Below are 26,109 nucleotides of genomic sequence, written 5' to 3' on the forward strand. Positions count from 1 at the left end.
GGATTATCGGCGTGCTGACATTGGTCGCCGCGCTGGGCGCCTGCAGCGCGATCAAGCTGGCCTACAACAACCTGCCCGAGGTGAGCTACTGGTGGCTCGACGGCTATTTCGATTTCGACAGCACGCAGACGCCCAAGGTGCACGACGAACTGGCCCAGCTGCTGGCCTGGCACCGGCAGAACGAACTGCCCAAGGTCATCGCCCTGCTGCAGGACGCGCAAGGCCTGGCGCCTGGCGAGGTGACGCCCGCGCAGGCCTGCAGCTTCGCCGACGGCATTCGCGATCGCCTGCTGGCCGCGGTCGAGCACGCCGAGCCTGCAACCGCTGACCTCGCGCTGACCCTGAGCGAATCGCAGCTGCAGCAGCTCGAGCGCAAGTACACCAAGCTCAACAACGAGTACCGCAAGGACTGGCTCGACCGCACGCCCGCGCAGGTGCAGGACAAGCGCTACGACCAGTTCCTGGACCGCATGGAAGACTTCTACGGCCGCCTGACGGCCGAGCAGCGCGATCTGCTGAAGCTTCAGGTCGCGCAGTCGGCGTTCAACCCGCAGCTCGCGGACGCCGAGCGCCGCAAGCGCCAGCAGGAGGCGCTGGCGATGCTGCGCGGATTCAATGCGAAAAAGCCGTCGCCGGCCGAGGCGCGCGCGGCGCTGCACGCCTACCTGCTGCGCATCGCCGAACCGCCGCCCGGGCCCTGGCGCGACCAGCAGCAGGCGTTGCTGGAAGAAGGCTGCCGCAACCTCGCGGCCCTGCACAACGGCACCAGCGCCAGCCAGCGCGAGCAGGCGGTGCGACGGCTGCAGGCCTACCAGAGCGATCTGCGCCAGCTGGTGGCCGCGCGCTGAGGCCGCGGCGCGGGCACTTTTGCGTCAGATCAGGGGAACGGGCCGCAGGGGCCGTTCGAAGTAATCGCCCAGCGCTTCCAGCGCATGCGGCTCCAGGATGCGCAGCCACCCCGCATCGAGCTTGTAGAGCCCCAGGCGCTGCAGCCGCCGCAGCGTCTTGTTGGTGTGCACCAGCGAGAGCCCCAGCGCATCGGCGATGTGCTGCTGGTTGAATGGAAACTCCACCCAGCCGTCGCGCACCATGCCCACGCGCTCGGCGCGGCGGTACAGGTGCATGAGCAGCATGGCGATGCGCTCGCCCGCGTTGCGCCGGCCGGCGGTGACGAGGTTGTCGTCCACCATCTTTTCCTCGCGCGCGGCCAGCCAGGTGATGTCGTAGCCCAGCTTGGGCTGGGCGTGAAAGAGCGGCCAGAGCCGGTCGCGCGAGAAGGCGCAGAGCGTGGCGTCGGTGACGGCCTCGACGCCGTGCGTCTGGCCCTCGGCGAACTCGTCCTGCAGGCCGATGAAGTCGCCGGGCAGGAGGAAGCTCAGGATCTGCCGGCGCCCGTCGGTCAATGTCTTGTAGCGGAAAGCCCACCCCGAATAGAGGGTGAACAGCTGCGCGCTGGGCCGGTGCTCCTCGACGATGGCGCCGCCCGCCGCCACGCGCCGGGCTCCGACGCGGAACGACTGGATGGTCTTGAGTTCTTCCTGCGACGCGGGCAGGAACGCATCGAGCCGCCGCAGTGCGCAGTCGTCGCAGGGATTGGCACCTTGCGGCGGGGAAGCGGCTGCGGGGTAGTCGTCGAATCGCACGGCTCACTATAGGCGCTCCGGCCATGTCTTTTTACATTTCCCCGTACGTCGCGGCTGCCTAGACTGCGCACCGCTTTCCCCTTCCAGACGCATGACAGAACCACAGACGCTTCACGAGATTTTTTACTGCAGCGTGCTCGCGCAGGACCTGCCCGCCAACGCCGTGGGCGCCATCGTCAGCCAGGCGCGCGCGCGCAACGCGGCGCAGGGCATCACCGGCCTCCTGGTCTTCGACGGCCTGCGGTTCTGCCAGCACCTGGAGGGTCCGCGCGAAGCGGTGGCGGCATTGATGCAGCGCATCGAAGCGGACCCCCGGCACATCGACGTGCGGGTGGTCCATCAAGGCCCGCTGCAAGCGCGCCGCTACAGCGGCTTCGGCATGGGGCTGGCCGAGAGCGAAGGCCCCGACCTCATGGCCGGCGTGCATGCCCTGGAGGGCGAGGCGGCCCTCAAGCACTTCCTGGCGCTGCGCTCCAGCTTCGACATCAACGGCTGAAAAAGAAAAAACGGGGCGAAGGCCCCGCGCAAAAAGAAAAAGGCGGCCGAAGCCGCCTTTCCCGTCCATGGGAGCGCGTGGCCGTTCAGGCCTGGTCCCATGTGTAGGTGGCACCGTAGCCATCCCATGCTTCCATGACGATGCGCTGGCCGGCGGCCACCGCCATCGATTCGCCCGGTGCGAGCACCAGGTCTTCGCTGGGGTGGGCCAGCGTGGCGTCGGGCGTGATCCACACCCGGCCCTGCTTGACGCGCAGGACGCTGGCCGCGCGCGCCTTCAGGCTCATCGCCTCGCCGGGAGCGATCTGCCAGGCGCCGCGGCGCACGGCCGCAGGCACGGCGACGGCGGTGCGGGCGGGAATGGACAGGGAAGCGAGCGATTCAGTGGTGCAGACGGCGGTGGACATGATGGAGACTCCTTGGGCTGTGCCGAAGTGCGATGCCAGGACGGTGGCAATGGCGCAGTTCGGGAATGAATGATCGTTTCTATGGCGTTGTGGGTCCAATGAAAACGAAGTAGCCTACTGATGCTGATACCGCATCAATCGACCCGACCGCCGGGCCGCCCCCGGAAGCCCCATCCATGCAACATTCGCAAACCCACCTGCGCTCCCGCCCCATCTCGGCCGGGCACCTGCGCGCCTTCGAGGCTGTTGCCCGGCACCTGAATTTCCGCGCCGCGGCCGAGGAAATGGCGCTGACCCAGTCGGCCGTGAGCCGGCAGATCCAGTCGCTGGAAGAGGAAGTGGGCGTGTCGCTGTTCCTGCGCCACACGCGGGCGGTGGAGCTGACCAGCGCGGGGGCGCAGCTGCTGCTCTCGGTGCAGCAGTCGCTGCCGCGCATCGACATGGCGGTGCGCCAGATCCGCCAGAGCGCGGGGCGCAAGAGCGTGTCGCTCACCACGTTCGCGTCGTTCGCCTCGATGTGGCTGATCCCGCGGCTGGAGGTCTTCCAGCGCGACAACCCCGAGATCGACATCCGCATCGACGCGAGCGACGTGGCGGTGGACCTGGAAGTAGCCGACGTGGACATCGCCCTGCGCTACGGCCCGCGCGAGGCCATGCCGCCCACCGCCGTGCGCCTGTTCGGCGAAAATCTGACGCCGGTGGCCAGCCCCTGGCTCATCAAGAGCAGCCCGCCGATCAAGACGCCGGAAGACATCACCCGCTTCACGCTGATCGAGGCGGGCGACGCGCACCGCACGCACCTGGAATGGCTGACGTGGCGGCGCTGGTTCGAGGTGAACGGCCTGGAACGCGCGCAACCCAAGCGCTGGCTCTATTTCAACTACGCCTACCAGATGGTGCAGGCCGCGCTCACCGGCCAGGGCGTGGTGCTGGCGCGCAGCTCGCTGATCGCCGAGAGCCTGGCCAACGGCGACCTGATCGAGGTGCTGCCCCAGCACCGCATGGATTCACCGATGTCCTACTGGCTCATTGCCGGTCCGCGCAATGCGTTGCGGCCCGAGATCAAGGCCTTCTGGGACTGGCTGCTGCTGCAGGCCGGCACCACGCGCGGGACCATCGGCGAGGTGCCCGATCCGGACACGATCGACGATATCGATTGAGGTTTTTCAGCTCGTCGGCCAGACGACGCCGTTGTCGTTGAGGATCGCGTCCAGCGGCAGGTCGTGCGCTTCCGGCTCGAAATCGTCGAGGAAGCCGTGCGTGAATCCGAGCCCCACCGTGAACGGCCGCGGCTCCAGCGCCGCCAGCGTGCGGTCGTAGAAACCGCCGCCGTAGCCCAGCCGGTAGCCGCCGGCGCTGTAGCCCACGCAGGGCACGAACAGCAGGGTCGGCACGATCAGTTCGGTGTCCTTGGGCTTGGGAATGCCGTAGGCGTCTTCTTCCATCTGGCAGCCGGGGTACCACGCGTGGAAGGTGAGGGTCTTGTGGACCTTGTCGATCACGGGCAGTCCGATGCGGCGGCGCTGGGTTTCTTCCATCAGCTCGCCGTCTTCCTTCCAGCGGTGCAGCGCGGGCAGCGGATCGAACTCGCCCTTGATCGGCCAGTAGGCGCCGATCACGGTGTCGGGCCGGCCGACCAGCCAGATGCGCATGACGCGCTGCAGCAGGTCGGCGCGCGTCATCCGATCCGGCATGGCCAGGCGTTGTTCGATCAAGGCCTTGCGCAGTTGGTCCTTCAGAAAACTCGCCGTCGCCGAAGTGTCGGCACCCTTTGACTTGTCCATAATCCCCCGATGCAGTTCCCAAGCATTTTGGCATCCACGCGCAACCGCCCGCGCAACGCAACGCCAGCCGTTGCTTTTTCCCTCGTCCTGACTGCCGCCGCACTGCTCTTTCACCCCCCCGCCAGCGCACAGACCAACACCAACGACGACGTGCTGGTGCAGATGAAGCAGGCCTTCGGGCGCGGCGACAAGGCCCGCCTTACCGCCCTCCTGCCGCAAGCCCGCGGCCACGCGCTCGAGCCCTGGGCCGCCTACTGGGAACTGAAGGCCCGCCTGCAGGAAGCCCAGCCCAACGAAGTGCAGGACTTCTACGCCCGCTACCCCGGCACCTACCAGGAAGACCGCCTGCGCAACGACTGGCTGCTGCTGCTCGGCCAGCGCCGCGACTGGGACGGCTTTGCCGCCAACGTGGCCGGCTACCGCATGGGCGACGACGCGCAAGTGCGCTGCTACGCGATCCTGGCCGAGACGCTGCGCTCGGGCACCGCCACGCAGGCCCAGGCCGACGACGTGCGCCGCGCCTGGCTCGGCCAGAAAGAGGCCGACGACGGCTGCCTCACCGCGGCCGACCGCATGGTCGCCTCCCGCCTCATGTCGCCCAACGACGCCTGGAAGAAGGCGCGCCTGGCCATCGAGGCCAACCGCCCGCAGGCCGCGCGCGGTGCCGTCACCATCGCCGCGCCCGATGCGCTGCCGCTCTTCGAGGAACTGAACGCGAGCTCGGCCAAGTTCCTCACCGGCCGCGCCTTCGTGGCCGCCAAGTCGCGCAAGGAGCTGGTGGTGCTCGCGCTCATCAAGGTCGCGATCGCCGACCCCGACATGGCCGCCTCGCAACTGGACAGCAAATGGGGCCCGATGCTCTCGGCCGAGGAGCGCAACTGGCTCTGGGGCGCCATCGGCCGCGCGGCCGCCAACAAGCTCTCGCCGCAGGCCGTGGGCTATTTCGCCAACGTCACGAAGAACGGCGACCTCTCGGACGACATGCTCGGCTGGCGCGTGCGCGCCGCGCTGCGCGCCGGCCAGTGGAAGGACGTGGCGCCCGCGATCAACGCGATGAGCGAGACCGCCCAGCTCGATCCGACCTGGGTCTACTGGAAGGCCCGGGCGCTCGCCACCGAACGCAGCGACGAGCGCCGCGCCCAGGCCCGCGAGCTCTACACGAGCATTGCCGGCACGCGCGGCTTCTACGAAATGCTCGCGCTCGAAGAGCTGGGCGAGCGCGTCGTCACGGCCACCCGGCCCGCACCGCTCACGCCCGAGGAAAAGGCCGCCGCGCGCAGCAACCTCGCGCTCAACCGCGGCCTCTACGCGATCGCGATCGGCCTGCGCTCCGAAGGCACGCGCGAGTGGAACTACGCCACCAACCTGCACGACAAGGGCGGCATGGACGACCGCGCGCTGCTGGCCGCGGCCGACTTCGCCTGCCAGCGCGAGGTGTGGGACCGCTGCATCAACACCAGCGAGCGCACCAAGGGCGCGATCGACGTGGAGCAGCGCTTTCCGATGCCCTTCCACGACACGGTGCTGCGCAAGAGCCAGGACATCGGCCTCGATCCGGCCTACGTCTACGGCCTCATCCGCCAGGAGAGCCGCTTCATCATGGACGCGCGCTCGGGCGTCGGCGCCTCGGGCCTGATGCAGGTCATGCCCGCCACCGCGCGCTGGACGGCCCGCAAGATCGGCATGGCCGACTTCACGCCCGGCCAGATCAACGACCGCGAAACCAACATCACCATCGGCACCAACTACCTGAAGCTGGCGCTGGACGATTTCGACGGCTCCATGGCGCTGGCCGCCGCCGCCTACAACGCCGGCCCGGGGCGCCCCCGCAACTGGCGCAACGGCCCGGTGCTCGACGCGGCGATCTGGGCCGAGAACGTGCCCTTCACCGAGACCCGCGACTACGTGAAGAAGGTGCTGGCCAACACCACGAACTACGCGGCGATCATCAGCGGCCGGCCGCAGTCGCTGAAGGAACGCCTGGGCCGCATCGGCCCGCGCGACGCCGCCGAACCGGAACCAAACAAGGACCTTCCCTGAGATGAGTTGGCACGACGAGGTGCTCGACACCATCGCCTCCGAGTTCTCGGACGTGACGGACGTCGCGCAGCTCACGCGCATCGTCGTTCGCCTCATGCTCGCGGCCATCCTGGGCTTTGTGCTGGGGTTCGAGCGCGAGCAGCAGGGCAAGGCGGCCGGCGTGCGCACGCACATGCTGGTGGCCATCGGCTCGGCGATGTTCGTGCTGATCCCGCAGCAGACGGGCATCGTGCCGGCCGACATGAGCCGCGTGATCCAGGGGCTGGTGGCGGGCGTGGGCTTTCTCTGTGCGGGCACCATCCTCAAGCAGGGCAAGGACGAATCGCACGTGCAGGGCCTCACCACCGCCGCGGGGCTCTGGATGACGGCGGCCATCGGCATGGCCTGCGGGCTGGGCCGCGAGGCGACTGCGGTGCTCAGCGCGCTGCTGGCGCTGGCGGTGCTGTCGCTGGTGCCGCGGCTGGTGAGCCTGCTCGAGCGCACCGTCGCGAAGAGCGACGACGCGCAGGATGCGCCGCGCGTGATCGCATCGACGGACGACAAGCCGCGCGGCGGCTGACCGCGCCGGCCCGCATCAATTCGCGCCGCGTTCGGCATCAATGGCCGCGCGCCGCGCGGCTAGCATCGAAGGCTTTGCACCGAACCGAACCGAAGGAACCCCCATGCGCAAGCTCTACATCGGCAACAAGAACTACTCGTCGTGGTCCATGCGCCCCTGGGTGCTCATGAAGCAGGCCGGCATCGCCTTCGACGAAGTGATGGTGCGCTTCGATTCGTTCGAGGCGGAGTCGCAGTTCAAGCACACCATCGCGCCGCTCAACCCCGTGGCCAAGGTGCCGGTGCTGGTCGATGGCGACCTGGTGGTCTGGGACACGCTGGCCATCGCCGAATACCTGGCCGAGACCTTTCCCGAGAAGCAGCTGTGGCCCAAGGCCGCGGCCGACCGGGCGCGCGCGCGCAGCATCTGCGCCGAGATGCATTCGGGTTTCGGGGGCCTGCGCGGGCACTGCGGCATGAACATCGAGGCGTCGCTGCCGGAAGTCGGCGCGAAGCTGCTCGAGGATGAGCCCGCCGTGCGCAGCGACCTGGACCGCATCGTCCAGATGTGGAGCGACCTGCTCGGCACCCATGGCGGCCCGCTGCTGTTCGGTGAATTCACCATCGCCGATGCGTACTTCGCGCCCATCGGCACGCGCCTGAAGACCTACGGGTTGCCGGTGCCGCCGGCCATCTCGGCCTACATCGAACGCGTGCAGGCGCTGCCGGGCGTGAAGGCCTGGATCGACGAAGCGCTGGCGGAGAAGGATTTCCTGCAGTTCGAAGAGCCCTACCGCACGGGGCGGTAAGGCTTTCGGAGCAGGTGCCGGGGGCCGGTCAGAACCGGTAGGTTGCCGACAGGAAGGTGACGATCGGGTTGAGCTTCAGGCTCGCTTCGCTGCGAGCGACCGGCAGGCCGGTGATCGAGGTCGTCGTCAGCTTGGCCTTGGTCTTCAGCGGGATGTACGAGACCGAGAACGAGATGCCCCAGTGCTTGTCGAACTGGTACGAGACACCGGCATTGAGCACGGGCGCGAACGAGCTGTCGAGCTTGGCGGTGGTGTTCACCGAGTACGGCGACTGGCGGAACTGGCTGGCCAGCGCGCCCTGCAGGTTCGAGGTCAGCTTCACGTCGCTGTACCAGACGTAGGTGGCGCCCAAGCCGACGAACGGACGGAAGGCGTCGTTGCCTTCGTTGAAGTTGTACTTGACCAGCACCGTGGGGCTCCACTGGCGGGCTTCGCCCAGTTCCCCCACGCGGGCCAGCGTGCCGGTGCCCTCGAGCTTGAACTTCGGCGGAACGCCCAGCACGCCTTCCACGGCCCAGTGGCTGTCCAGGAAGTAGGCCAGGCTCAGGCCGAGCGTGTCCGAATCCTTGATGCTGGCGCCCGAACCCTGGAGCACGCTCTGCACCGGCGCCGTGACTGTGAGCGGCTTGCTCGAGTCCTGAGGCGCCAGGTGGAACCAGCCTGCCCCCGCGACCCAGTCGCCGGCGTTTTGCGCAAACGCACTGCCGGACGCCAAGGCACCCAGAGCCGCCAGCGCAAACATTGTTTTCTTCATGATGTGAATGCTCCTTTGGTTGAAAAATCCCCGCCAATGCAGTGCCGGCCCGTGGCGGGCGCTGCATTCGAGCAAATAAACGAACGTTCGTTCTGTTTGCAATTCGAATTATCGAACGCTCGTTCTATTTAGTGGGTGCGGGGTATCCCTATCCCGCATCCCGCGCTAATTCCGGGCTAATTCCTGGCTCATTCGCGATCGCCCCATCTCTCTTGCATCCCTACACTGCGGCCATGAAAATCTTTCTCGTCGGCGGCGCCGTCCGCGACCGGCTGCTCGGGCGACCGGTCTCGGACCACGACTGGCTGGTGGTCGGCGCCACGCCCGAAGACATGACCCGCCGCGGCTACCTGCCCGTAGGGCGCGACTTTCCGGTGTTCCTGCATCCGAAGACGCGCGAGGAGTACGCCCTCGCCCGCACCGAGCGCAAGAGCGCCCCCGGCTACCGCGGCTTCACCATCCACACCGCGCCCGACGTGACGCTGGACGAGGACCTCGCCCGGCGCGACCTCACCATCAACGCCATCGCGCTGCCCGCGGAACTGGTGGGTGCCGACGGCCAGTTCGAACCTGATGCCGAAAAGCTGGCAGACCCCTTCCACGGCCAGCGCGACCTCAAGGCCCGGCTGCTGCGCCACGTGACCGACGCCTTCCGCGAAGACCCGGTGCGCATCCTGCGGGTGGCACGCTTCGCCGCGCGCTTCGACGATTTCTCGGTCGCGCCCGAAACCATGCAACTGATGCGCGAGATGGTCCACGCCGGCGAGGCCGATGCGCTGGTGCCCGAGCGCGTCTGGCAGGAACTCGCGCGCGGCCTCGCGGAAACGCGCCCCTCGCGCATGTTCGAGGTGCTGCGCGAATGCGGCGCCCTCGCCGTGCTGTTGCCCGAAGTCGACCGCCTCTGGGGCGTGCCGCAGCCCGAGGCGCACCACCCCGAGATCGACACCGGCGTGCACCTGATGATGGTCATCGACACCAGCGCGCGGCTTGCGGCCACCTTGCCGGTGCGCTTCGCCTGCCTGATGCACGACCTGGGCAAGGGCACCACGCCCGCCGACGTGCTGCCGCGCCACATCGGCCACGAAAAGCGCAGCGTCGAGTTGCTGCACGCGGTGTGCGACCGCTGGCGCGTGCCGGTCGAGATCCGCGAGCTGGCCGAGGTGGTCGCGCGCGAGCACGGCAACGTGCACCGCAGCGGCGAGCTCGATGCGGCGCCGCTGGTGCGCCTCCTGGAGCGCTGCGACGCCTTCAGGAAGCCCGCGCGTTTTGCCGAGGTGCTGCTGGCCTGCGAATGCGATGCGCGCGGCCGGCTCGGTTTCGAGGACAGGCCCTATCCGCAGCGCGAGCGCCTGCTCGCCGTGCTGGCCACCGCCGCGGCCGTGCCCACCGACGTGGTCGCGCGCAAGGCACAGCAGTCCGGCGCCACCGGTCCGCGCATCGGCGAAGCGATCCACCGCGCGCGCATCGACGCGGTCGCCGCGTCGATGGCCTGAACAAGGCGACGGGAAGAGGCGAAAGGCGCTGCCCTGCCCCGCGCGGTGCATGGCCTTTTGATGAAGCACCGCACCGGAGGAGCGTCCGCGCGCTTCCGGTTTTGGCCGACACGCGGCGGCGGACGCCCGTGTTATGGTTTTTCCCAATGCCAAAGTCCTCCGACAGCAACGTGCAGTTGCCCCCTCCGCTGGGCCGGAACGCCGCCCTTTTCCTCGACTTCGACGGCACGCTGGTCGGCCTTGCGCCCACCCCCGAGGCCATCGAGATTCCCCCCGCGCTCGTCGCTCTCCTGAGCGACCTGCGCGACCAGCTGGGCGGCGCGCTGGCCGTGGTGTCGGGCCGCCAGATCGACTCGATCGACCGCTTCCTCGCGCCGCTGCGGCTGCCCGCGGCCGGCGAGCACGGCGTGCAGCGTCGCGATGCCAAGGGCCACATGCAGGAGCAGCACGCGCCCGATCTCGTGCCCATCCTGGACATCGCCAACGAACTCGCGCGCGTGCACGAAGGCCTGCTGGTGGAGCGCAAGCACGCCGCCATCGCCCTGCACTACCGGCTCGCGCCGCAGCTGGAGGCGGTGTGCCGCGATGCGATGTCGCGCGCCATCGAGGGCCGCCCGGCGCTCGAGCTGATGCACGGCAAGTTCGTCTTCGAAGTGAAGCCCGCGGGCGTCAACAAGGGCATCGCCATCGACGCCTTCATGACCGAGGCGCCCTTCGCGGGCCGCGTGCCAGTCTTCGCGGGCGACGACACCACCGACGAGAGCGGCTTCGCGGTCGTGCAGCCGCGCGGCGGCATCGCGATCAAGGTCGGCTCGGGGCCGAGTCTGGCGCTGCACCGGCTCGAATCGCCGCGCGCGGTGTACGAGTGGCTGGTGCAGGCGCGCGACATGCTCGTGGCGCCACCCGCGCCGCCGACGCCGCCCCCGCCGCCTGACTCCAGGGTCGAAGAAAACACCGAACAGAAAACCGAAGACCCCAGGAGCCCCGGATGAGCGAAGAACAATTGTCGAAGGCGCCCGAGGACCGCGCCGGCGAGGCGCTGGCCGACGCCGCCGGTCCCGACGACCGCGCGCCGGTCGACGTGAAGGCCGCCGCCGCACCCGGCCCGCGCGGCTTCGCGCCGCCGGCCGAGCCGTCGCTCAACGTCGGCGTGATCGGCAACTGCGCCTACAGCGCGCTCATCGATGCGCGCGGCCGCGCGGTCTGGTGCTGCCTGCCGCGCTTCGACGGCGATCCGGTGTTCAACGCGCTGCTGCATCCCGGCGACGGCGCGGGCGCTTGGAGCATCGACATCGAGGACTTCGCCGAGGCCAAGCAGTGGTACGAGCCGAACACGGCCGTGCTGCGCACCCAGCTCTTCGACAGCGCCGGCCAGGGCATCGAGATCACCGATTTCGCGCCGCGCTTCTACAGCCGCTCGCGCTACTTTCGCCCGCTCATGATGGTGCGCCGCGTGCGGCCGATCGCGGGCGCGCCGCGCATCCGCGTGTCGCTCGATCCGCGCTTCCAGTGGGGTGCTTCGGAACCCATCGAGGTCACGCGCGGCAGCAACCACATCCGCTACGTCGGCCCCGACGTGACGCTGCGCCTGAACACCGACGCATCGATCTCGCACATCCTCGCGCGCCAGCCCTTCGTGATCTCGCGCGAGTACAACTTCATGTTCGGCGTGGACGAAACGCTGCTGGACGGCATCGCCGACACCGCGCGCAAGTTCGAGCAGGAAACCATCGCCTATTGGCGCACCTGGAGCAAGCGCCTGGCGATCCCCTTCGAGTACCAGGACGCGGTGATCCGCGCGGCCATCACGCTCAAGCTCTCGCTGTACGAGGACACGGGCGCCATCGTCGCGGCCATGACCACCAGCATCCCCGAGGCGCCGGGCAGCCAGCGCAACTGGGACTACCGCTACTGCTGGCTGCGCGATGCCTTCTTCGTGGTGCGCGCGCTCAATTCGCTGAGCGAAGTGGGCACGATGGAGGACTACCTGCGCTGGCTGGGCAACGTGGTGATCGGCTCGCACGGCGAGCACATCCAGCCGCTCTACGGCATCGGGCTGGAGCGGGAGCTGCCCGAGTCGTTCGTCGAGGGCCTGCCCGGTTACCGCGGCATGGGCCCGGTGCGCGTGGGCAACCAGGCGCAGGAGCATTTCCAGCACGACGTGTACGGCAACATCGTGCTCGGCGCGGCGCAGGCCTTTCACGACCACCGGCTGCTCGCCCGCGCGGGGGTGGCGGAGTTTCCGCACCTGGAGGCGGTCGGCGAACAGGCGGTGCGCGTCTACGGCACGCCCGATGCCGGCATGTGGGAGCTGCGCACGCGCGCACGCGTGCACACCAGCTCGGCGCTGATGAGCTGGGCCGCCTGCGACCGGCTCTCCAAGATCGCGCGCACCCTGGAGTTGCCCGAGCGCGCCGCCTACTGGCACGGCCACGCCGCGCGCATGAAGGAAGAGATCCTCGCCAAGTCGTGGTGCGAAGAGCGCCAGGCCTTCGCCGAGAGCTTCGGCGGCCACGAGCTCGATGCGAGCATCCTGCTCATGGTCGAGGTGGGCCTGATCGACGCGCGCGACCCGCGCTTCATCTCCACCGTCGATGCGATGGAAAAATCGCTCTGCGACGGCCCCTACATGCGCCGCTACGAAGCGGCCGACGATTTCGGCAAGCCCGAGACCGCCTTCAACATCTGCACCTTCTGGCGCATCGACGCACTCGCCAAGATCGGCCGCAAGGCCGAGGCACGCCAGATCTTCGAGACCATGCTCGCCGCGCGCAATCCGCTGGGCCTGCTGTCGGAAGACACCCACCCGGTCACGGGCGAGATGTGGGGCAATTTTCCGCAGACCTATTCGATGGTCGGCATCATCAATGCGGCTGTGCGTCTGTCCGCCCCCTGGGATTCCTGCATATGACAACAACAGCCCCCCGGCTTTTCACTCGCTTCGCTCCTGTAACTCCACCCCCCGGGGGGAGGCGCGGCCCGCCTTGGGGCGGCCCGGCGGCGGCCGCAAGGAGGCGCCATGAGTCGCCTCGTCGTCGTTTCCAACCGCGTGGCAGACCCACGCAAGCCCGCCGCCGGCGGCCTGGCCGTCGCCCTGGGGGAGAGCCTGCAGCAAAGTGGCGGCCTCTGGTTCGGCTGGAGCGGGCAGATCGTGGAGGACGGCCCCACGGGCGAGGGCGAACTGCACAAGCAGCAGGCCGGCAAGGTCACGCTCGCCACCATCGACCTGAGCCGCGAGGACCACGACAGCTACTACCTGGGCTACAGCAACGACGTGCTCTGGCCGGTGTTCCACAACCGCCTGGACCTGGCGCACTTCGAGGCCGGCTTCATCGGCGGCTACCGGCGCGTGAACCAGCTGTTCGCACGCAAGCTGCTGCCGATGCTCAAGGACGACGACGTCATCTGGATCCACGACTACCACCTGATGCCGCTGGCCGCCGAGCTGCGCGCGATGGGCTGCAGGCAGCGCATCGGCTTCTTCCTGCACATTCCGCTGCCGCCGCAGATCATCGTGGCGGCCATTCCGCAGCACGAGTGGCTGATGCGCTCGCTGTTCTCCTACGACCTGATCGGCTTCCAGGCCCAGCAGGACGTGCAGCACTTCGAGCACTATGTGCGCAACGAAGCGCACGGCGAGTACCTGGGCAACGAGATGTACCGCGCCTACGGGCAGACGGTGCGCTGCAGCGCATTTCCGATCGGCATCGATGTCGACGAATTCGCCGCGCTCACGCACGCCAAGGAATCGCGCGACATGTACGAGACCATGAAGCGCGAGTATTCGAGCCGGCGTCTCTTGCTGGGCATCGACCGGCTCGACTACTCCAAGGGCATTCCGCAGCGCGTGCGCGCGTTCCGCGAGCTGCTCGCCAACTACCCCGAAAACCGCCGCAGCGCCACGCTGATCCAGATCGCCTCGCCCACGCGCGAGACGGTCGATGCGTACGGCGACATCCGGCGCGAGCTCGAATCGCTGTGCGGCGCGATCAACGGCGACTACGGCGAACTCGACTGGATGCCCGTGCGCTACATCCACCGCATGGTGGCGCGCAAGCGCGTGCCGGGCCTGTGCCGCGCTGCGGCGGTCGGACTGGTCACGCCGCTGCGCGACGGCATGAACCTCGTCGCGAAGGAGTACATCGCGGCGCAGGACCCGGCCGATCCGGGTGTGCTGGTGCTATCGCGCTTTGCCGGCGCGGCGGAGCAGTTGAAAGAGGCGCTGCTGGTGAATCCGTACGACACGCACGGCACGGCCGAGACCGTGCAGCAGGCGCTTCAGATGCCGCTGGAAGAGCGGCGCGAGCGGCACCAGAAATTGCTGTCGCGCATCCGCGAGCAGGACATCCACTGGTGGCGGCGGACCTTCCTCGACGCGTTGCGCGAGGCGGCCAGCGAACGCTGAGGTTTGCTGTTCGGGGCGGCGATCGCGCCGACGGGGCACCTTGCTCCGCGAATGTCCCCCGGGCTTCGCCCTCCTCCTTGATTTCGCTGCGCAAGGCACCCCATCGGCGCGCTCGCTTTCAGAGCACTGGTTGATCAGCGATACACCAGCAGCGCGTCCAAGTGCGCAGGGCATCGGGTGCTCCCCGCAGCGAAATCAAGGAGGAGGCCGCAGGCCGGGGGACATTCGCGGAGGGGAGTACCCGGTGGCCTGCGCACGCCGCCCTGAATGCCCCTTACCAGCCAGTGAGCAGCCGCACGAAGCGCATCACCGGGCGAGCCTCCGAATAAGCAGAAGCCGGCGACACCTTCGGCGCATGCACCCGCAGGTGTGCAGGGGTCAGCGCAGACACCTCGATCCACCCGCCGTGCGTCAGGCGATGCACGTCGCCTTCATCGAGCGCCGTCTCGCTCATGAACACCGTGCCGCCGAACCAGCCCGGCGGCGACACGAGCCGCACGCGCCCTTCGGCCACCTGCAGCCAGGTGCCCGCGTCGACGCAGGTGCGCAGGGACTGGCCGGCCTCCAGGACGATGGAGTCGGGTGCTTGGGACAGGGTGGTGATCATGGCGGGCCTCGAAGGTGAGTGAGTGAACGAGCGGATGAAGAAGCGGTTCGGCGAGTCCAGATCGTAGAAATTCCGGCGCTCAAAAAACAGGCACAAACATCGGCTATTCGCACCGGAACAGCCAGGCGCCGGCCCATCTGTTATGGTCGTTTTCCCGTTCAACTGCATCTGTTTTCGGATGCCCGTTTGGGGGAGCATCGACGCCATGGACTCGCTACCGCTCTACCGGCAACTCGCAGCGCACTACGTCGACGCGATCCACACCGGCTCGCTCAAGCAGGGCGACAAGCTGCCCTCGCTGCGCGGCCTCATGCGCCTGCACGACATCAGCCTCTCGACCGCGCTGCAGCTGTGCCGCGCGATGGAGAGCGACGGCTGGGTCGAGGCGCGCGACCGCTCGGGCTACTTCGTGCGCCGGCCGCAGCGCCTGGCCATCGCGCCGATGGAGGAGCCCGTGGCCGACGTGCCGCCGGACCCCGCGCAGTTCGTCAGCATGCGCACCCGCATGGCCAACTTCATGGCGCGCGGACGCCACGCGGGCGTGAAGCTCAACTTCGCCATCGCGCGCGCCGCGCCCGAGCTGTACCCGGCCGAGGCCCTTCGCAATTCGATGACGCGGGCGCTGCGCCAGCGGCCCGAGTTGCTGACCACCGCCTCGTCCCAGAAGGGCCACGAGCAATTCCGCGAGGCCGTGGCGCAGCGCAACCTGCGCGTGGGCATGACGGTGTCGCCCGACGAGGTGCTGGTCACCAACGGCTGCATCGAGGCGCTGAACCTCGCGCTGCGCGCGGTCGCCAAGCCCGGCGACACCGTGGCCGTGGAGTCGCCCACCTTCTACGGCCTGCTGCAGGTGCTCGAGAGCCTGGGCATGCGCGCGCTGGAGATTCCGACCAGCCCGCAGACCGGCATTTCCATCGAGGCGCTGGACCTGGCCATCCACACCTACGACGACATCAAGGCCGTGGTGGTGGTGCCGCACCTGCAGAACCCCATCGGCAGCGTGATGCCCGATGCGCACAAGCAGCGGCTCGTGCAGCTGTGCGAGAGCCACGGCATCGCGCTGGTCGAGGACGACACCTACAGCGACCTGGTGGAGACCGAGGTGCCGCTGCGCGCGGTGAAGTCGTGGGACCGCACGGGCAACGTGATCTATTGCGCCTCGCTGCACAAGGTGCTCGCGCCGGGCCTGCGCCTGGGCTGGATCACCGCCGGGCGCTGGCACGCGCAGGTGGAAATGCTCAAGTACGCGCAGACGCGCAACAACGAGGCGCTGGCGCAGATCGCCGCGGGCGAATTCATCGCGAGCGGCGCCTACGACCGGCACCTGCGGCGCCTGCGCGACCGGCTGCACGTGCAGCGCGACCAGACGGCGGACGCCATCGCGAAGTACTTTCCGCCGGGCACGCGGCTGAACCTGCCGCGCGGCGGCCTGCAGCTGTGGGTCGAGCTGCCCGAGCAGCGCTCGTCGGTCACCGTGTTCGAGGCCGCGTTGCGCGAGCACATGCTGGTGTCGCCGGGCGCGCAGTTCTCCAACTCAGGGCGCTTCGACAACTACCTGCGCATCAACTGCGGCTGGCCGTATTCGAAGGCGGTGGACGCGGGGCTGCAGCGGCTCGGCGAGATCGTGTCGGCCACGCGCAAGCTGCCGCGCGCGCCAGCTGCCTGACCTGCCAACCTGCCTAGACGATGTAGAAGACAACGGCGTCGCGCCGCGCGGCCGCCTCGGCGAAGAAACGCTTCACGCCTTCCAGGAAGTCCGCGAGGTCTTCGGTGCCGCTTTGCCAGGCTTTCGCCCAGTAGAGCTCGGCGAACTGCGCCGGCTCGCCGGTGAAGCGCGCCATAGCGTCCGGCACGCTACGCCGCGCGAGCCGCGCGGCCACGCGCTCGACGTGGCTGGCCGTGAGGTAGATGCAGCCCAGGCCTTCCGTGCCTTCGAGCTGCTCGCCGTCCACCGCCTCGGGCAGCAGCACACGCACCACGTCCCAGGCCTGCTCGACCGTCTGGGTGGCGTGCGGGCCGCCCTTGTTCGCTGGGGTGTGGAAGAGAAAGCCCGAGACGCTCGACGGATCGATGACCAGTTCGCGCAGCCGGTAGCGGTCGAAGGCGTAGAACGCGCCCCCGATGCTCACGTGCTCGGCTCCAGCCGCGCGGCCCGCGCGACCGCCGCCAGCGCGAGGCTCACGTTGTCGATGTTGCGCTGCGCATTCGCGAGGTTGCCCAAGTGGTCCGGCGCGCAGATCTGGTTGAGCAGCAGCGTGCGCTTGAAGTGCTTGAGCGCTTCGCGCAGGTCCCCCTCGTCCTGCGCGATCAGGCCCAGGTCGTTGTGCGCGGTCGCCGCGCTGGTGGAAATGCCCCGGCAGCTGCGCTCCTGGATGGCCAGCGCGCGCTCGAACAGGGGCTTGGCATGCTCGGACTCGTTGCGCGCCATGTGCAGCTGGGCGAAGTTGATCAGGAGGTCGGCGTGCAGGTCGGCATCGCCCTCCCCTTTGTCTTCCGACGCGAGCTTGTCCAGGTGCACCATGGCCCGCGCATAGCAGAGCTCGGCCTTCTGGTCCTGGTCGGTGTTGGCGTAGAGAAACGCGAGGTTGTTGAAGGCGCGCACCACTTCGTCGGTCGAGTTGCCCTTGCTCAGCGCGACGGCCATCGCAATGGTCTTCTTGTAGAGAACCTCCGCCTCGTCCGAGCGCCCCGCGCCGGCGTGCAGCAGCGCGAGCGTGTTGCTCGGGCCGAGCCGCCAGCTGTCGTCCAGGCCCAGCTGATCGATGATGGCCAGGCTCTCGTCCAGCAGGGAGACGGCCTTGTCGTGCCATTGCAGCTGCCGGCAGAACTCGGCATGGCTCACGAGGTGGAACACGACGGCTTCGCCGAGCCCGCCGCACAGCTGGCGGCTGGTGTGGACGGCCTCGGCGCAGAGCCGCTCGGCGAGCGCGAGGTCGCGCCGCTCGAAGGCCGCCTTGTAGCGCCGCTCCTGGTCTTCGAGCAGGCCCAGCAGCACGGTGTCGTCGCCGGTGCGGCCGTCCGTGGAAAGGTGTGCGGGGAGGTTCGCGGGCAGGTGCGCACGGCGCCGGCGCGCGGCGGCATGCTCGCCGATGCCGGCCAGGGTCATGGCCAATGCCTTGCGGACGATCTCCATGTCCTCGGCCGGCATGCCGATCTGGCGGCCGATGGCGAGGCTTTCTTCAAGGCTGGCCTTGGCCTCGTCGAAGGCCTTGAACTGGTAGCAGGCCTGGCCGTGCATGCACAGCGACATCGCCAGGTTCTGGTGCGGTCCCTTGAAGACCTTGCGCGCGTTGGCGACGATCAGCTCGCCCAGCGCCACGGCCCGGGCCCAGTCGTGCATTTCGGCGGCGGCGACGAAGCGCTCGCGCAACTCGTCGGCCTGGCCGAGCGCCTGGAGGTCGTAGGCCTTGGCGGCCCGGTGGCGGGCGGCGTCGAGCGCTTCCTGCCGCTTGAGCTGGACGTAGACCCAGTAGATGTCCACCAGCAGCCAGGACAGGAGCAGGGCCAGCCCGACGCGCGCGCCCGGCAGCCCGGTCGCTGCGAAGAGGCACAGCAGCAGTTGCGCCGCCGCGCCCAGGTAGCTGCGCAGGTAGAACCGATGCGCCCCGAGGAAGCCGCCCACCAGCAACAGCAGGTAGGCGAACGGCTTGCGGCGGGGCGTCGGGATGCGCATGGTTCGCCGAGGGTATTGCGGCGCGGCCGCTCAGTCCAGCAAAGCCAGCGCGGCGTAGTCGCCGACCTTCTCGCCGAGCCCCGCGGGCACGAGCAGCACGCCGCGGGTGAGCGGCATCAGCTTGCCGTCGATCTGCGCCTGCAGCCGGGGCAACAGGAAATCGCGGTGGTGCCAGAACACGCTGCCGCCCAGGCTGATGCGCTGCAGGTCCAGCGTGATGATCATGTTGTAGAGCATGCGGCCCATCACGCGGCACAGCGCATCGACGATTTCCAGCGCATGCGGCTCGCCGGCCGAGGCGGCCGAGAACAGGTCCGCAGCGGGTTGGCCGAAGCGGCGCGAGATCGAATTGCCGGCGACCAGCGCTTCGACATCGCCCAGGTTGCCGCAACCGCACAGGGCGCCGCTTGCATCGTCGGCCACGAAGCTGTGTCCCGCATGGCCCGCATTGCCGTTCTTGCCGCGCAGCGCACGGCCGTCCACGCACAGGCCCACGCCGACGCCGGTGCTCCAGGTGGCATAGGCGCAGTGATCGAATCCCTTGAGCGCGCCCCAGTGGCGCTCCGCCTCGAGCCCGGCCACCGCATCGTTCTCGACGCGCACCTGTCCGAAGCGCTGCGCCAACGGGGCTTCGATGATCGCGGTCATCCACTGGTTGGGCAGACCGCGAGCCGGGCCGGCGATGCCGCCGCAGATGTTGGGCGTGGCCAGTTCGACCATGCCGTCGCGCAACTCGAAGGGCCCGGTCGACGACACGCCCACGCGGTCGATCGCGGCCGGATCGACGCCCTGCTCGGCGCAGACCTCGTCGATCATCCGCATGATCTGCACCGCCACGGCGTCGTTGTCGCCGGTCTTGGCGGTCGGCTCGCTGCGGCGGCCGACCAGCGGCGCATCGCTCGAGGGGGAAAGGCTCACGGCGACCTTGGTGCCGCCGATGTCAACGCAGGCTCTCATTGCGGTTTGTCTTTTCTCTACAGGAGGCGCGCCACCAGCGCCGCGATCATGCTGAGCACCACGGTGCTCCCGATCGGCAACTGCCAGTCGCGGCCGAAGGCGCGAAACTCGAAATCGCCGGGCAACCGTCCGAAGCCGAAGCGGCGCAGCCAGGCGGTCAGCCCGCTCATGAGCAGCAGCGCAAGGACGACGACGATCAGCCAGCGGAACATGGGGAGAGTCTAGGCCGCGAGGATCGCCATGGCTTGTCGGTGAAGTTCGGGCGTTGCGGCCGCGATGACCCGGCCGTCGGACTTCAGGTTCAGCGGCTGCCCCTGCCAATCGGTGATGACGCCGCCCGCAGCTTCGATCAGCCCGGCGGGGCCGAGGTAATCGTAGGGCTGCAGGCCGGTTTCCACCACCAGGTCGATGGTGCCGCCGGCCAGTTGGGCGTAGCCGTAGCAGTCGCCACCGAAGCGGCGCATCGCGCACTGGCGGCTCAACCGGTCGAAGGCCTGCCAGTCGGCCGGCGCGAAGATGTCGGGCGAGGTGGTGACGATGCGGGCCTTGGCCACCTCGGTGCAGTTGCTCACGCGCACCGGCTGGCCGTCGCGCGTGGCGCCCTGGCCGGCCCGGCCGATCCAGCGTTCTTTCAGCACCGGCATGTCGATCATGCCCAGCACCACGCGCTCGCCCTGCAGCACGCCGATCAGCGTGCCCCAGAGCGGCGAGCCGGTGATGAAGCTGCGCGTGCCGTCGATCGGGTCGAGCACCCAGATGCGTCCGGCGTCCAGCCGCTCGGCGCCGTGCTCCTCGCCGTAGATGCCGTCCGCCGGCACGCGCGCGCCGAGGATCTCGCGCATCGCCGTCTCCGCCGCGCGATCGGCCAGCGTGACGGGGCTCTCGTCGGCCTTGGTGATGATGTCCAGTGGCGTGCGGAAATAGTGCAGCGCCTTTGCGGCGGCCGCATCGGCCAGCGCCTCTGCAATCGATGACAGATCGGGAGTGGGAGAGCTCATGGGAGAGAGTGAACGCGTGCCAAAACTGCGATTAGACCCGAGCCCACGCGGGTTTGACACGACAAGGGCTGTCGCCCTAGCATGGCGCGAAAATTGCCAGGGATAGAACCAATGGCCTCCTTAAGATTCCTGCGCGCCGCGCTCCTCACCCTGCTCCTTGGCGCCTTCGCCGCGCTGGCCCAGGCCACGCCCTCCGACGCCGAGGGAAAGCTGATCGACACGCTGATCCAGCGCGTCTCCAGGATGAGCGCCATGGTGTTCCTGCGCAACGGCAACGAATACAACGCCGCCGATGCCGCCAAGCACATGCAGGCGAAGTACGACTACTTCAAAAAGGAACTGGCCACGGCCGAAGACTTCATCGAGCGCTGCGCCTCGCGCTCCGAGATGACCGGGCAGGCCTACAAGGTGAAGCTCGACAACGGCGCGGTGCGCGACGCCAACGAGTTCCTCAACAGCGAGTTGCGCGCGCTGCGGCAGCAGGCGAAGAAATCGAGCGGTTGAGCCAGCAGCCGCTCTAGCGCTGCTGGCCCCAGCGCCGCACGGTCAGCCGCTCCAGCGTCTTGAAGCCCAGGCTTTCCACCAGGAGGCCGATCAGCACCACCATCGCGAGACCCGCGAACACGCGGTCGGTGTAGAGCTCGTTGCGGTTCTGGAAGATGTACCAGCCCAGCCCGCCCTTGCCCGAGGAGGCGCCGAACACCAGCTCGGCCGCGATCAGCGTGCGCCACGCAAAGGCCCAGCCGATCTTCAAGCCCGAAAGAATCGACGGCAGCGCGGCCGGCACCAGAATCTGCAGCACGTAGCGCAGGCCCTTGAGCCCGTAGTTGCGCCCGGCCATGCGCAGCGTCTCGGGCACGCCCTGGAAGCCCGCGTAGGTGTTGAGCGCGAGCGGCCACAGCACCGAATGGATCAGCACGAACACCAGGCTCCCGCGGCCCAGGCCAAACCACAGCAAGGCGAGCGGCAGCAGCGCGATGGCGGGCAGCGGGTTGAACATCGACGTGAGCGTGTCCAGCAAATCGCGGCCGATCTGCGTCGATACCGCCAGCGTGGTGAGCGCGAAGGCCAGCAGCACGCCGGCCAGGTACCCCTGCAGCAGCACGGCCAGCGAGATGCGCACCTTCTCGATCAGCTCGCCGCTCGCGAGCCCTTCGAACAGCGCCGATGCGGTGGCGGTGAAGGTGGGCAGCAGCAGGTCGTTGTTCTGCCAGCGCGCCGCGAGCTCCCAGAGCACGGCGATGACGGCGAGGATCAGGCCCTTGCGCAACCAGGCCTGCGACCAGATGCGCACGCCGAGTGGCAGCGTGCGCTCGACGGCCAGTTCGGTGAAGGGCTCGAGCGTGCGCTCGTACTCGGGGCGGATCGGCGGAACGACGGCGCTCATGCCGCCGCCTCCGCGTGTTCTTCCTCGAACAGCATGTCGTGGATACGCTGCGCCGTACCCTGAAACTCCGCACCGCCCAGGCTCGCGAGCGTGAAGCCATGGCTGTTGACCTCCGCGCGCATGCGCCCCGGATGCGGCGACAGCAGCGCCACGCGGTTGCCCACCACCAGCGCCTCTTCGATGGAATGCGTGACGAAGAGCAGCGTGAAGCGCACTTCGTCCCACAGCTCGAGCAGCTCCTGCTGCATCTTGCGGCGCGTGAGCGCATCGAGCGCGGCGAAGGGCTCGTCCATCAAGAGCACGCGCGGCTGCATCGCCAGCGCGCGGGCGATGGCCACGCGCTGCTTCATGCCGCCCGAGAGCTGGTGCGGATGCACGTCGGCGAACTTGGCCAGGCCCACCTTGTCCAGGTAGTGCAGCGCGCGTTCGGCGGCTTCCTTCTTGCCGAGCGTGCGGGAGGCGAGCAGCGGGAACATGACGTTCTGCTTCACGGTCTTCCACGGCGGCAGCTGGTCGAACTCCTGGAACACGACGATGCGGTCGGGGCCGGGCTGCGTCACGCGCTGGCCATCGAGGCGGATCTCGCCTTCGACCGGGGAAATGAACCCGCCCACGGCCTTCAGCAGCGTGGACTTGCCGCAGCCCGAGGGGCCGAGCAACACGAAGCGATCGGCCGCGTGCACGTCGAAGCTCACGCGGTGCGTGGCGCGCACGACGCGTTCGGGGGTGCGGTATTCGAGGCTCACGCCGTCGACCTGGAGCAGCGGCGCTTCCTGGTCTTGCCCCCTCTCCCGCTCGCGGGAGAGGGTTGGGCCGAGGGCCGGTGGCGATGCCGAAGGCTCGCCCCTCACCCCCGCCCTCTCCCGATGCGAGAGGGAGCCACCCCGCGAATCCAGGACGGCCGCGTTGCTCACTCAGTTCCCCGAAGCGTTCTGCGCATCGTCGAAGAAATAGTCCTTCACCGACGCCGGCTTGTTCTTGATCGCGCCCACGCGGTGCATGAACTCCGCCAGCGCGTAGGTGTTCTGCGGCGTGGTCTTGAACTGCACTTCGGGGTTCTTGATGATCTTCAGAAGCAGCTCGCGATCAAGCTTGGCGTTGCTCACCTTCAGGTAGATGTCGGCGGCCTTCTCGGGGTTGGCCGTGACGAACTTCGCCGCCTCGTCGAGCGCATCGACGAAGGCCTTGTAGGTCTTGGGGTTCTCGTTGCGGAATTTCTCGGTGGCATAGAGCACCGTGGCCGAGGCCGGACCGCCGAGCACCTGGTACGAATTGAGCACGATGTGCGCATTCGGATTGCCCGCCAGCTCCTGCTCCTGGAACGGCGGATTGCCGAAGTGGCCGGTGATCTCGGTGCCGCCCTTGATGATGGCCGCGGCCGCGTCGGGGTGCGGAATGGCCACGCTGATCTTGTCCAGCCGGTTGAACTCCTTGTCGCCCCAGAGCTTGGCCGAGGCGAACTGCAGCACGCGCGACTGCACCGACACGCCCACCGCGGGCAGCGCGATGCGGTCCTTCTCGGTGAAGTCGGCGATCGTCTTCACGTTCGGGTTGTTGCTCACCAGGTAGTACGGGAAGTTGCCCAGCGACGCCACGCCCTTGACGTTCTGCTTGCCCTTGGTGCGGTCCCACAGCGTAAGCAGCGGACCGACGCCCGCGCCCGCGATCTCGATGTTGCCGGACAGCAGCGCATCGTTCACCGCCGAGCCGCCCGAGAGCTTGATCCATTCGACCTTGGCATCGACGCCCGCTGCCTTGGCGTGCTTCTCGATGAGCTTCTGCTCCTGCGCGACGTTGAGCAGCAGGTAGACGATGCCGAACTGCTCGGCGATGCGGATCTGCCCTTCGGCGTGCGCGGCGAAGCTGCCCGCGAAAAGGCTGAGGCCGGCGGCCAATGCAGCGGCCTTGCGTGTGAAGCGGTTCATGAGAAACGGTCCCGGAAAAAGAGAAATCAGAAAGGCGTGTCGCCCACGATGGTGGTGCGGTTCAGGCGCCGGCGCAGGTGGTCGGGCGTGCCTGCGGCCAGGTGCATCAGCGAGCGGTTGTCCCAGAACACCAGATCGTGCGGCGCCCAGGTGTGGCGGTACACGAACTCGGGCTTCACGCTGTGCGCGAACAGCTCGGCCAGCAGCGCATCGCTCTCGTCCTGCGGCAGGCCGACGATGCGCGTCGTGAAGTGCTCGCTCACGAAGAGCGCCTTGCGGCCGGTCTCCGGATGCGTGCGCACCACCGGCTGCACGGCGGGCGCGACCTGGTCGATCTGCGCCTGCGAGAGCTTGGGCCGCCACGGGTTCTTCGCGCGCAGCTCGTCGTACTTGGCGAGGTAGCTGTGCTCGGCCTTCAGGGGGAGGATGCGTTGCTGCAGATCTGCCGGCAGCGATTCCCATGCGAGATGCTGGTCGGCAAAAAGCGTGTCGCCGCCTTCGCTCGGCAGTTCCTGCGCATGCAGCAGGGAGCCGAGGCTCGGCTTGGGCTTGTACGAGATGTCGGAGTGCCAGTAGACGCCCGCATCGCCCAGGCCGATGGGCTCGCCGTTCTCCTTGATGTTGGAGACGATCAGGATCTCGGGGTGGTTCTGGAGCTGGAACTGATGCAGCACATGGATTTCGAGCGGGCCGAAACGGCGGCTGAAATCGATGTGCTCGGCGGGGGTGACCTGCTGGTCGCGGAACACCACGACGTGGTGGTCGAGATGAGCGCGGTGGATGCGGGCGAAGTCTTCGGCGTTGATCGGCTTGGAGATATCGAGGCCGACGATTTCGGCGCCGACCGGGGCGGCGAAGGGGCGCACTTCGAAGTGCTGCGCGGCGGCCTCGGGTTCGTGGGAGAGAGCGGCAGTCATGCCGGGAATGTAGGGGCCGGCCTTTCGTTTCCCAACGAACTCTTCGTTGCTAGCTTATGACTTGTTTTTTGTTTTTGAATCGAAAGCCGGGTCGGGGAAGCCAACGAAGCAGCAAAGAGAACTTCACAGCGTATGGCTGCGATCCCCTTCAACAAACCCCATCGCGTCCCACGGCGCGCCGACTGCGAAACCAATCACCTTGAAGAGCTCCCCCATCTCATGCTCATGGATGAGGCGCGCCGCCATCGCCCGCTCCGCAGTCGTCCCCTGCTCCATCTTCGACAGCAACCCGCAGTTCAGCAGAAACCGCGCCTGGCTCGTGTACCCCAGCACCTCGAGCCCCGCATCCTGCCCCGCCAGCGCGATCCCGGTGAAATCCACGTGCGCGGTGATGTCCTTGTAGCCCACGTCGGCCAGCGGATCGCCATCGGCCTGGTGCGCCCGGTGGCACATCACCGTTCCCATGTGCCGCTGCGGGTGGTAGTACTCGCTCTCGGGAAAGCCGTAGTCGATGAGAAAGGCCGCGCCCTTGTCCAGCCGGTCTGCCAGCGTGGCGATGAAGGCCTGCGCCTGCGGGTGGATTTCGGTGAGGTAGTCGTACTCGCCGGGCACATCGACCGGCGGACGCAGGTCGGTCGCGCGATCGGCCCAGGTCCATCCGTCGTTGCCCGCATTGCGCACCACGCCGCGCTCGAACCACTGGCCTTTCACGCGCGCCAGCAGTTGCACGGGCATCGCATCGAGCACCTCGTTGCCGACCACCACGCCTTGCATCTTCTCGGGCAGCTCGCCGAGCCATTCGACGCGGTCCGCATAGCGCACCAGCGCCTGCTGCTGGCGCTCGCGCAAGGTGCCCGAGAGATCGACGATGCGGTAGCGCACGTCGCTGCGGCCCATCTCGTCGAGCGCGTGCAGCAACTGCACCGCCAGCGCGCCGGAACCCGCGCCGAATTCCCAGACGGTGTCGGTGCCGGTTTTCTCCAGCGCTTCGGCCACCTGCGCCGCCAGCGTCTGGCCGAACATCGGCGTGAGCTCGGGGGCGGTCACGAAGTCGCTGCCCGATGAAGGCATGTGGCCGAACTTGGCCGAGGTGTTGGCGTAGTAGCCCAGGCCCGGCGCGTACAGGGCGAGCGCCATGAAGCGATCGAAGCCGATCCAGCCGCCCGCGCGCTCGACGGAGCGGGCGATCAGGTGGTCCAGGGCGGTGGGTAAACTGTTCGGGGTCTTGGTCGTCACCCCCCCATTCTCCCTCTGTCTTTCTCTCTCCTCGCCTCTCCT

Annotated in this window: 27 protein-coding genes; 12 read left to right on the top strand and 15 right to left on the bottom strand. The window is 68.3% G+C overall.

Translation table 11 applies throughout. From position 1 onward, the window contains the following. Positions 1-11 precede the first annotated feature (11 nt). Entirely contained in the window at positions 12-848 is an 837-nt protein-coding gene (locus ACZYRS_RS27900) for a DUF6279 family lipoprotein (RefSeq protein ID WP_463421804.1), read from the top strand. Between the two features lie 24 nt (positions 849-872). Here ACZYRS_RS27900 and ACZYRS_RS27905 read toward each other — a convergent pair whose 3' ends face one another. Continuing rightward, complete coding sequence (locus ACZYRS_RS27905; RefSeq protein WP_198787954.1) at positions 873-1,643, bottom strand: Crp/Fnr family transcriptional regulator; 771 nt, start codon at positions 1,641-1,643, stop codon at positions 873-875. Positions 1,644-1,734: 91 nt separating this feature from the next. Here ACZYRS_RS27905 and ACZYRS_RS27910 point away from each other — a divergent pair, with 91 nt between their 5' ends. Further along, the gene (locus ACZYRS_RS27910; RefSeq protein ID WP_463421805.1) at positions 1,735-2,139 is read left to right on the top strand and encodes a BLUF domain-containing protein; all 405 of its coding nucleotides are present in this window, start codon (positions 1,735-1,737) and stop codon (positions 2,137-2,139) included. A gap of 85 nt (positions 2,140-2,224) precedes the next feature. Here the strand turns inward: ACZYRS_RS27910 and ACZYRS_RS27915 are convergent, their stop codons facing one another. Further along, a complete protein-coding gene (locus ACZYRS_RS27915; RefSeq protein ID WP_463421806.1) occupies positions 2,225-2,545 on the bottom strand; it encodes a DUF2917 domain-containing protein in 321 nt (106 codons plus the stop codon). A 176-nt stretch (positions 2,546-2,721) separates the two neighbouring features. Here ACZYRS_RS27915 and ACZYRS_RS27920 point away from each other — a divergent pair, with 176 nt between their 5' ends. Continuing rightward, positions 2,722-3,705, top strand: a complete 984-nt coding sequence (locus ACZYRS_RS27920) for a LysR substrate-binding domain-containing protein (RefSeq protein WP_463421807.1) — start codon at positions 2,722-2,724, stop codon at positions 3,703-3,705. Positions 3,706-3,711: 6 nt separating this feature from the next. Here the strand turns inward: ACZYRS_RS27920 and ACZYRS_RS27925 are convergent, their stop codons facing one another. Beyond that, the gene (locus tag ACZYRS_RS27925) at positions 3,712-4,329 is read right to left on the bottom strand and encodes a 5-formyltetrahydrofolate cyclo-ligase (protein WP_198787958.1); all 618 of its coding nucleotides are present in this window, start codon (positions 4,327-4,329) and stop codon (positions 3,712-3,714) included. A gap of 9 nt (positions 4,330-4,338) precedes the next feature. Here ACZYRS_RS27925 and ACZYRS_RS27930 point away from each other — a divergent pair, with 9 nt between their 5' ends. The 3 genes from ACZYRS_RS27930 (at position 4,339) to ACZYRS_RS27940 (ending at position 7,715) form a co-directional block, all read left to right on the top strand. Next, a complete protein-coding gene (locus tag ACZYRS_RS27930; protein WP_463421808.1) occupies positions 4,339-6,369 on the top strand; it encodes a lytic transglycosylase domain-containing protein in 2,031 nt (676 codons plus the stop codon). 1 nt (position 6,370) lies between these two features. Continuing rightward, entirely contained in the window at positions 6,371-6,928 is a 558-nt protein-coding gene (locus tag ACZYRS_RS27935; RefSeq protein WP_463421809.1) for an MgtC/SapB family protein, read from the top strand. 103 nt (positions 6,929-7,031) lie between these two features. Beyond that, complete coding sequence (locus ACZYRS_RS27940; protein WP_463421810.1) at positions 7,032-7,715, top strand: glutathione S-transferase family protein; 684 nt, start codon at positions 7,032-7,034, stop codon at positions 7,713-7,715. A 28-nt stretch (positions 7,716-7,743) separates the two neighbouring features. Here ACZYRS_RS27940 and ACZYRS_RS27945 read toward each other — a convergent pair whose 3' ends face one another. Beyond that, positions 7,744-8,469 (bottom strand): OmpW/AlkL family protein, encoded by a 726-nt coding sequence (locus ACZYRS_RS27945; RefSeq protein WP_463421811.1) that lies wholly within the window; start codon positions 8,467-8,469, stop codon positions 7,744-7,746. Positions 8,470-8,702: 233 nt separating this feature from the next. On the opposite strand from ACZYRS_RS27945, the gene ACZYRS_RS27950 reads away from it, so the two are divergent. From ACZYRS_RS27950 to otsA, 4 genes are all read left to right on the top strand, one after another. Continuing rightward, positions 8,703-9,962: a multifunctional CCA addition/repair protein gene (locus tag ACZYRS_RS27950; protein ID WP_463421812.1), complete on the top strand. Its 1,260-nt coding sequence runs from the start codon at positions 8,703-8,705 to the stop codon at positions 9,960-9,962. 146 nt (positions 9,963-10,108) lie between these two features. Then, positions 10,109-10,954 (top strand): trehalose-phosphatase, encoded by an 846-nt coding sequence (gene otsB / locus ACZYRS_RS27955; protein WP_463421813.1) that lies wholly within the window; start codon positions 10,109-10,111, stop codon positions 10,952-10,954. Beyond that, positions 10,951-12,873: a glycoside hydrolase family 15 protein gene (locus ACZYRS_RS27960; protein WP_198787965.1), complete on the top strand. Its 1,923-nt coding sequence runs from the start codon at positions 10,951-10,953 to the stop codon at positions 12,871-12,873. Before otsB ends, ACZYRS_RS27960 begins: the two co-directional genes overlap by 4 nt. A gap of 108 nt (positions 12,874-12,981) precedes the next feature. Continuing rightward, positions 12,982-14,367, top strand: coding sequence for an alpha,alpha-trehalose-phosphate synthase (UDP-forming) (gene otsA / locus ACZYRS_RS27965; protein ID WP_463421814.1), 1,386 nt, complete (start codon positions 12,982-12,984; stop codon positions 14,365-14,367). A 274-nt stretch (positions 14,368-14,641) separates the two neighbouring features. On the opposite strand, the gene ACZYRS_RS27970 is transcribed toward otsA, so the two are convergent. Next, positions 14,642-14,974 carry a hypothetical protein gene (locus tag ACZYRS_RS27970; RefSeq protein ID WP_463421815.1) on the bottom strand — a complete coding sequence of 111 codons (333 nt, stop codon included), beginning with the start codon at positions 14,972-14,974 and terminating at the stop codon, positions 14,642-14,644. A 205-nt stretch (positions 14,975-15,179) separates the two neighbouring features. Here ACZYRS_RS27970 and ACZYRS_RS27975 point away from each other — a divergent pair, with 205 nt between their 5' ends. After that, positions 15,180-16,640 carry an aminotransferase-like domain-containing protein gene (locus ACZYRS_RS27975; protein WP_463421816.1) on the top strand — a complete coding sequence of 487 codons (1,461 nt, stop codon included), beginning with the start codon at positions 15,180-15,182 and terminating at the stop codon, positions 16,638-16,640. 13 nt (positions 16,641-16,653) lie between these two features. Here ACZYRS_RS27975 and ACZYRS_RS27980 read toward each other — a convergent pair whose 3' ends face one another. From ACZYRS_RS27980 to hisN, 5 genes are read right to left on the bottom strand one after another with little or no spacing between them, the layout of a single operon-like run. Then, positions 16,654-17,103, bottom strand: a complete 450-nt coding sequence (locus tag ACZYRS_RS27980; protein ID WP_463421817.1) for a DUF1877 family protein — start codon at positions 17,101-17,103, stop codon at positions 16,654-16,656. Next, complete coding sequence (locus ACZYRS_RS27985) at positions 17,100-18,647, bottom strand: tetratricopeptide repeat protein (protein ID WP_463421818.1); 1,548 nt, start codon at positions 18,645-18,647, stop codon at positions 17,100-17,102. The genes ACZYRS_RS27980 and ACZYRS_RS27985 overlap by 4 nt, the downstream gene beginning before the upstream one ends. A gap of 30 nt (positions 18,648-18,677) precedes the next feature. Continuing rightward, positions 18,678-19,604: an ROK family protein gene (locus tag ACZYRS_RS27990; protein WP_198787971.1), complete on the bottom strand. Its 927-nt coding sequence runs from the start codon at positions 19,602-19,604 to the stop codon at positions 18,678-18,680. 17 nt (positions 19,605-19,621) lie between these two features. Then, a complete protein-coding gene (locus ACZYRS_RS27995) occupies positions 19,622-19,816 on the bottom strand; it encodes a DUF2905 domain-containing protein (protein ID WP_198787972.1) in 195 nt (64 codons plus the stop codon). A gap of 9 nt (positions 19,817-19,825) precedes the next feature. After that, the gene (gene hisN, locus ACZYRS_RS28000; protein ID WP_198787973.1) at positions 19,826-20,602 is read right to left on the bottom strand and encodes a histidinol-phosphatase; all 777 of its coding nucleotides are present in this window, start codon (positions 20,600-20,602) and stop codon (positions 19,826-19,828) included. 111 nt (positions 20,603-20,713) lie between these two features. Between hisN and ACZYRS_RS28005 the strand changes: the two genes are divergently transcribed. Continuing rightward, complete coding sequence (locus ACZYRS_RS28005; RefSeq protein ID WP_198787974.1) at positions 20,714-21,106, top strand: DUF5329 family protein; 393 nt, start codon at positions 20,714-20,716, stop codon at positions 21,104-21,106. Between the two features lie 13 nt (positions 21,107-21,119). Here the strand turns inward: ACZYRS_RS28005 and ACZYRS_RS28010 are convergent, their stop codons facing one another. The 5 genes from ACZYRS_RS28010 to ACZYRS_RS28030 all read right to left on the bottom strand — a co-directional run bounded on the left by ACZYRS_RS28010 (position 21,120) and on the right by ACZYRS_RS28030 (position 26,067). Next, a complete protein-coding gene (locus ACZYRS_RS28010) occupies positions 21,120-21,989 on the bottom strand; it encodes an ABC transporter permease (protein ID WP_463421819.1) in 870 nt (289 codons plus the stop codon). Continuing rightward, positions 21,986-22,753, bottom strand: coding sequence for an ABC transporter ATP-binding protein (locus ACZYRS_RS28015; protein ID WP_463422550.1), 768 nt, complete (start codon positions 22,751-22,753; stop codon positions 21,986-21,988). Before ACZYRS_RS28015 ends, ACZYRS_RS28010 begins: the two co-directional genes overlap by 4 nt. Positions 22,754-22,903: 150 nt before the next feature. Beyond that, the gene (locus tag ACZYRS_RS28020; RefSeq protein ID WP_463421820.1) at positions 22,904-23,914 is read right to left on the bottom strand and encodes an ABC transporter substrate-binding protein; all 1,011 of its coding nucleotides are present in this window, start codon (positions 23,912-23,914) and stop codon (positions 22,904-22,906) included. A gap of 26 nt (positions 23,915-23,940) precedes the next feature. Further along, a complete protein-coding gene (locus ACZYRS_RS28025; protein WP_463421821.1) occupies positions 23,941-24,831 on the bottom strand; it encodes a TauD/TfdA dioxygenase family protein in 891 nt (296 codons plus the stop codon). Between the two features lie 123 nt (positions 24,832-24,954). Beyond that, a complete protein-coding gene (locus ACZYRS_RS28030) occupies positions 24,955-26,067 on the bottom strand; it encodes a class I SAM-dependent methyltransferase (RefSeq protein ID WP_463421822.1) in 1,113 nt (370 codons plus the stop codon). Positions 26,068-26,109: the final 42 nt, after the last annotated feature.

This window comes from Variovorax sp. AC194, assembly GCF_979257995.1.

Excerpts from the sequence above, each read along its gene's own strand:
- ACZYRS_RS28020 (WP_463421820.1), bottom strand. The coding sequence starts at position 23,914 with ATGAACCGCTTCACACGCAAGGCCGCTGCATTGGCCGCCGGCCTCAGC.
- otsA (WP_463421814.1), top strand. The coding sequence starts at position 12,982 with ATGAGTCGCCTCGTCGTCGTTTCCAACCGCGTGGCAGACCCACGCAAG.
- ACZYRS_RS27995 (WP_198787972.1), bottom strand. The coding sequence starts at position 19,816 with ATGTTCCGCTGGCTGATCGTCGTCGTCCTTGCGCTGCTGCTCATGAGC.
- ACZYRS_RS27945 (WP_463421811.1), bottom strand. The coding sequence starts at position 8,469 with ATGAAGAAAACAATGTTTGCGCTGGCGGCTCTGGGTGCCTTGGCGTCC.
- hisN (WP_198787973.1), bottom strand. The coding sequence starts at position 20,602 with ATGAGCTCTCCCACTCCCGATCTGTCATCGATTGCAGAGGCGCTGGCC.
- ACZYRS_RS27985 (WP_463421818.1), bottom strand. The coding sequence starts at position 18,647 with ATGCGCATCCCGACGCCCCGCCGCAAGCCGTTCGCCTACCTGCTGTTG.
- ACZYRS_RS27925 (WP_198787958.1), bottom strand. The coding sequence starts at position 4,329 with ATGGACAAGTCAAAGGGTGCCGACACTTCGGCGACGGCGAGTTTTCTG.
- otsB (WP_463421813.1), top strand. The coding sequence starts at position 10,109 with ATGCCAAAGTCCTCCGACAGCAACGTGCAGTTGCCCCCTCCGCTGGGC.
- ACZYRS_RS27950 (WP_463421812.1), top strand. The coding sequence starts at position 8,703 with ATGAAAATCTTTCTCGTCGGCGGCGCCGTCCGCGACCGGCTGCTCGGG.
- ACZYRS_RS27975 (WP_463421816.1), top strand. The coding sequence starts at position 15,180 with ATGGACTCGCTACCGCTCTACCGGCAACTCGCAGCGCACTACGTCGAC.
- ACZYRS_RS27910 (WP_463421805.1), top strand. The coding sequence starts at position 1,735 with ATGACAGAACCACAGACGCTTCACGAGATTTTTTACTGCAGCGTGCTC.
- ACZYRS_RS28025 (WP_463421821.1), bottom strand. The coding sequence starts at position 24,831 with ATGACTGCCGCTCTCTCCCACGAACCCGAGGCCGCCGCGCAGCACTTC.
- ACZYRS_RS27935 (WP_463421809.1), top strand. The coding sequence starts at position 6,371 with ATGAGTTGGCACGACGAGGTGCTCGACACCATCGCCTCCGAGTTCTCG.
- ACZYRS_RS28010 (WP_463421819.1), bottom strand. The coding sequence starts at position 21,989 with ATGAGCGCCGTCGTTCCGCCGATCCGCCCCGAGTACGAGCGCACGCTC.
- ACZYRS_RS27940 (WP_463421810.1), top strand. The coding sequence starts at position 7,032 with ATGCGCAAGCTCTACATCGGCAACAAGAACTACTCGTCGTGGTCCATG.
- ACZYRS_RS27960 (WP_198787965.1), top strand. The coding sequence starts at position 10,951 with ATGAGCGAAGAACAATTGTCGAAGGCGCCCGAGGACCGCGCCGGCGAG.
- ACZYRS_RS27930 (WP_463421808.1), top strand. The coding sequence starts at position 4,339 with ATGCAGTTCCCAAGCATTTTGGCATCCACGCGCAACCGCCCGCGCAAC.
- ACZYRS_RS27970 (WP_463421815.1), bottom strand. The coding sequence starts at position 14,974 with ATGATCACCACCCTGTCCCAAGCACCCGACTCCATCGTCCTGGAGGCC.
- ACZYRS_RS28005 (WP_198787974.1), top strand. The coding sequence starts at position 20,714 with ATGGCCTCCTTAAGATTCCTGCGCGCCGCGCTCCTCACCCTGCTCCTT.
- ACZYRS_RS27915 (WP_463421806.1), bottom strand. The coding sequence starts at position 2,545 with ATGTCCACCGCCGTCTGCACCACTGAATCGCTCGCTTCCCTGTCCATT.
- ACZYRS_RS27990 (WP_198787971.1), bottom strand. The coding sequence starts at position 19,604 with ATGAGAGCCTGCGTTGACATCGGCGGCACCAAGGTCGCCGTGAGCCTT.
- ACZYRS_RS27920 (WP_463421807.1), top strand. The coding sequence starts at position 2,722 with ATGCAACATTCGCAAACCCACCTGCGCTCCCGCCCCATCTCGGCCGGG.